The organism is Immundisolibacter sp. (genome assembly GCF_028696615.1).
GTDB lineage: Bacteria > Pseudomonadota > Gammaproteobacteria > Immundisolibacterales > Immundisolibacteraceae > Immundisolibacter.
Genome location: NZ_JAQVGQ010000252.1, coordinates 1 through 3491 on the forward strand (window position 1 = coordinate 1; position 3491 = coordinate 3491).

General features: G+C 70.2%; 6 protein-coding genes and 1 pseudogene. All 7 read left to right on the forward strand.

Annotated features, from left to right (window positions below; translation table 11 throughout):
- Window positions 1–38: 38 nt before the first annotated feature.
- On the forward strand, window positions 39–818 hold the full coding sequence (locus PHC73_RS12675) for an N-acetylmuramidase family protein (protein WP_366949886.1): 780 nt from the start codon (window positions 39–41) through the stop codon (window positions 816–818).
- The gene (locus PHC73_RS12680) at window positions 815–1315 is read left to right on the forward strand and encodes a hypothetical protein (protein WP_300128893.1); all 501 of its coding nucleotides are present in this window, start codon (window positions 815–817) and stop codon (window positions 1313–1315) included. The genes PHC73_RS12675 and PHC73_RS12680 overlap by 4 nt, the downstream gene beginning before the upstream one ends.
- Window positions 1312–1782: a phage tail protein gene (locus tag PHC73_RS12685; protein WP_300128896.1), complete on the forward strand. Its 471-nt coding sequence runs from the start codon at window positions 1312–1314 to the stop codon at window positions 1780–1782. The genes PHC73_RS12680 and PHC73_RS12685 overlap by 4 nt, the downstream gene beginning before the upstream one ends.
- Window positions 1779–2240, forward strand: coding sequence for a phage virion morphogenesis protein (locus PHC73_RS12690; protein WP_300128899.1), 462 nt, complete (start codon window positions 1779–1781; stop codon window positions 2238–2240). Before PHC73_RS12685 ends, PHC73_RS12690 begins: the two co-directional genes overlap by 4 nt.
- 58 nt (window positions 2241–2298) lie before the next feature.
- Window positions 2299–2811 carry a phage baseplate assembly protein V gene (locus PHC73_RS12695; protein ID WP_300128902.1) on the forward strand — a complete coding sequence of 171 codons (513 nt, stop codon included), beginning with the start codon at window positions 2299–2301 and terminating at the stop codon, window positions 2809–2811.
- Complete coding sequence (locus PHC73_RS12700) at window positions 2808–3152, forward strand: GPW/gp25 family protein (RefSeq protein ID WP_366949885.1); 345 nt, start codon at window positions 2808–2810, stop codon at window positions 3150–3152. Before PHC73_RS12695 ends, PHC73_RS12700 begins: the two co-directional genes overlap by 4 nt.
- Window positions 3149–3491, forward strand: a pseudogene (locus tag PHC73_RS12705) (baseplate assembly protein); the annotation flags it as partial. The gene PHC73_RS12700 and the pseudogene PHC73_RS12705, both read left to right, overlap by 4 nt.

Here is a 3491-nt window from a genome sequence, read left to right on the forward strand (position 1 = left end):
CAGAAATCCAATCATCGATCTCATCCGAGGAGACGACCATGCAACAGGGTGACACCGGCGCCGCCGTGCGCGACCTCCAGTACCGGCTCAACCAGCGCGGCTACACCACCACCCAGGACGGCTGGTACGGCGAAGCCACGGCCGCCGCCGTGCGCCGCTTCCAAGCCGACCGCGGCCTCGTCGCCGACGGCGTCGCAGGCCCCCGCACCCTGGCCGCCCTGCGCGGCGACGACACCAGCAAGCTCCTCACCCAGACCGCCATCGTCAACGCCGCGGCCCGCCTCGACGTCCCGGTCGCGAGCATCATGGCCGTGTCTGAGGTCGAGACTGCCGGCGCCGGCTTCCTCTCCGACGGCCGCGCCGTCATCCTCTACGAGCGCCACGTCATGTACCGGCAGCTGGGCCAGGCCGGCCACGACGCCGACGCCCTGGCCGCCCGCTACCCCGACCTGGTCAACCCCAAGCGCGGCGGCTACATGGGCGGCGCCTCCGAGCACTTCCGCCTCCAGCACGCCCGGGCCATCGACGTCGACTGCGCCCTCCGCTCAGCCAGCTGGGGCCGCTACCAGATCATGGGCTACAACCACGCCGCGTGTGGTTATGACGACGTCATCGACTTCGTCACCGCCATGGACGCCAGCGAGTGCGCCCACCTCGACGCCTTCGTCGCCTTCATCGCCGCCGACGATGGCCTGCTCCGCGCCCTCCAGGCCCGCAAGTGGGCCGAGTTCGCCAAGCGCTACAACGGCCCGGCCTACAAGGACAACCACTACGACGTCCGCCTCGCCCGCGCCTACGACCGGTACAGCGCGCAATGATCCCCATCCCGCCCATCCTCGTGCGCTGGGCCGCCCTGGCCGGACTCGGCGCCGCACTGTATGGCTATGGCCTGATCAACGGCATCCACAAGGCCGAGCTCGAGGCCGAGAAGTTCCAAGACGCAACCCGCGCCATCGGCCAGGCCGCCCATGCGCGCAAGGCCCGCGTCGAACGCACCCAGACCACCATCAACAAGGACACCGACGATGCGCACGCTTATGGCCTTGGCCTCCTCCGCACTGCTCGCCGCCTGCGCGAACCCGGCGCCGGTCCAGGTAGCCGTACCCTGCCCGCGGTTCCCCCTCCCGCCCATGTCGCTGGACCGGCCGCCGCCGACCCTGTACCTGCTCCCTCCGGCACTCCGGAACGGCAGCCCGATACCGCCCCCGATCCGGCCGACATCGAATTCGACTGCGCCGAAACCACCCTGATGTATCTCGACCTGCTCAACGCCTGGCACCGCCAGACAGACGCCGGCCAGGAGGATGCTCCATGAACAAGTCCCAGCAGGTCCGGGCCCATCTGGTGGCCCACGTCGCAGCCCTACGGAAACACCCCGAGCGGCTCAGCCTCTACATCGAGCGCGGAGCCATCGCCGCACGCCCGTGCAGCCTGGGTTTCGAATACCGGTACGAACTCCACATCCTCGTCACCGACTACTCCGACCACGCCGACACTCTCATCGTCCCCCTGCTCGCCTGGATCGCCGTCAACGAGCCCGCCCTGCTGCAGAACCCGGACACCGCCGAGCAGACCATCCAGTACGAGGCCGAGATCCTCGACAATGACACCGCCGACGTCCTGATCAAGCTGCCCATCCGCGAGGCTGTCCTGGTCGCCGACGACGGCGCCGGCGGCTGGACCGCCACCCACCTCGACGAGCCGCCGCTCCCCGACCTGGGCGGCCCGGTCGGCTGGGAACTCTTCATCGGTCGCAATCACGACTACGAGCAGATCGGATGAACTCAGAGCTGGAGCCGCTCGACGCCTGGTGCAGCGCCCTGATCGGCCGCCTTGAGCCAGCGGCCAGGCGCCAGCTCGCCCGCGCCATCGCCGCCGACCTTCGCCGCCGCAACACCGTCCGCATCGCCGACCAGGTCGACCCGGACGGCCAGGCATTCGAACCCCGCAAGCCGCAGCTGCGCGGCAAGAAAGGCCGGATCCGCCGCGGCAAGATGTTCGGCAAGCTGCGCACCGCCCGCTACCTCAAGACCGAAGCCAAGCCCGACGAGGCCGTGGTCGCCTTCGCCGCCTCTGTCCAGGCCATTGCCCAGGTCCACCAACGTGGCCTGCGCGACCGCGTCAACCGCCGCCACGGCCCGGAATACCACTACCCGGCCCGCCGCCTGCTCGGCATCCCCGACACCGACGTCCAGGCCGTCGGTGACATCGTCCTCCACCACCTGGCCGGTGGTGTATAGCGCCGCCATACCACCGTATCAGGTCGCCGAGTCGCGGGCGCGTGGGTAAGTTCGCCCCATGGACACCGCCGTCGCCCTCATCGAACTACGCCGCCGCCTGGACAACCTTGTCCGCCTCGGCACCGTCGCCGAAATCGACCACGGCACCGCGCGCGTCCGCGTCCAGACCGGCAACCTCCTCACCGGCTGGCTTCCCTGGTGCACCCGCCGCGCCGGCGATACCCGCACCTGGGACCCGCCCACCGTTGGTGAGCAGGTCGTCCTGATGTCCCCGAGCGGCGAACCCGCCGCCGCCATCGTCCTCCAGGCCATCTACCGCGACGCCCACCCCGCCCCCAGCGCCGAGGCCGCGGCGCACGTCGTCAGCTACCCGGACGGCGCCTCGATCAAGTACGACCACGCCGCCCACCTCTACCGCATCGCCCTCCCGGACGGCGCCCGGGTCGAGATCGTCGCCACCGGCAACGTCCACGTCACCGGCGACGTCATCGCCGATGGCGTCAGCCTGAAGACCCACGTCCACACCGGCATCATGACCGGCGGCAGCAACACCGGGATGCCCGCGCAATGACCGGCATGTCCGCAACCACCGGCCGCGCCCTCACTGGCCTAGACCACCTGCGTCAGTCCATCCGCGACATCCTCACCACCCGCATCGGCACCCGGGTGATGCGCCGCGACTACGGCAGCCACGTCCCAGACCTCATCGACCACCCCGGCAACCCGGCCAACAAGCTCAGGCTACAGGCCGCCATCGTCGCCGCCCTGGTCCGCTGGGAACCGCGCCTCAGCCTCACCCGCTGCACCATCAGCGTCGACCTCGGCGGCCGCGCCAGCGTCACCTTCGAAGGCACCCGGCTCGACAGCCCCAGGACCCTGCAACCCGTCACCATCACCGAGCGCCTGGCATGATCGACCTCAGCCGGCTCCCGCCCCCCACCGTCGTCGAGACCTTCAGCTACGAGGCCATCCTGGCCGCGCGCAAGCAAGACCTCATCGACCTCTTCCCGGCCGAGCGCCAGGCCGAGATCGCCGCCGTCCTCGCCCTCGAATCCGAGCCGCTGACCAAGTTCCTGGAAGAGTCCTCATACCGCGAGGTCCTGCTGCGCGCCCGGGTCAACGATGCCGCCCGGGCCGTCATGCTCGCCTACGCCACCGGCGCCGATCTCGAGCACCTGGCCGCCTACCTGGGCGTCGAGCGCCTGGAGGGAGAAACCGACGACCGGCTGCGCACCCGGACCCAGATGGCCC

Bases quoted from the DNA above. Each gene is read 5' to 3' on its own strand.
- PHC73_RS12675 (WP_366949886.1), top strand. From the start codon at position 39: ATGCAACAGGGTGACACCGGCGCCGCCGTGCGCGACCTCCAGTACCGG.
- PHC73_RS12695 (WP_300128902.1), top strand. From the start codon at position 2,299: ATGGACACCGCCGTCGCCCTCATCGAACTACGCCGCCGCCTGGACAAC.
- PHC73_RS12690 (WP_300128899.1), top strand. From the start codon at position 1,779: ATGAACTCAGAGCTGGAGCCGCTCGACGCCTGGTGCAGCGCCCTGATC.
- PHC73_RS12680 (WP_300128893.1), top strand. From the start codon at position 815: ATGATCCCCATCCCGCCCATCCTCGTGCGCTGGGCCGCCCTGGCCGGA.
- PHC73_RS12685 (WP_300128896.1), top strand. From the start codon at position 1,312: ATGAACAAGTCCCAGCAGGTCCGGGCCCATCTGGTGGCCCACGTCGCA.
- PHC73_RS12700 (WP_366949885.1), top strand. From the start codon at position 2,808: ATGACCGGCATGTCCGCAACCACCGGCCGCGCCCTCACTGGCCTAGAC.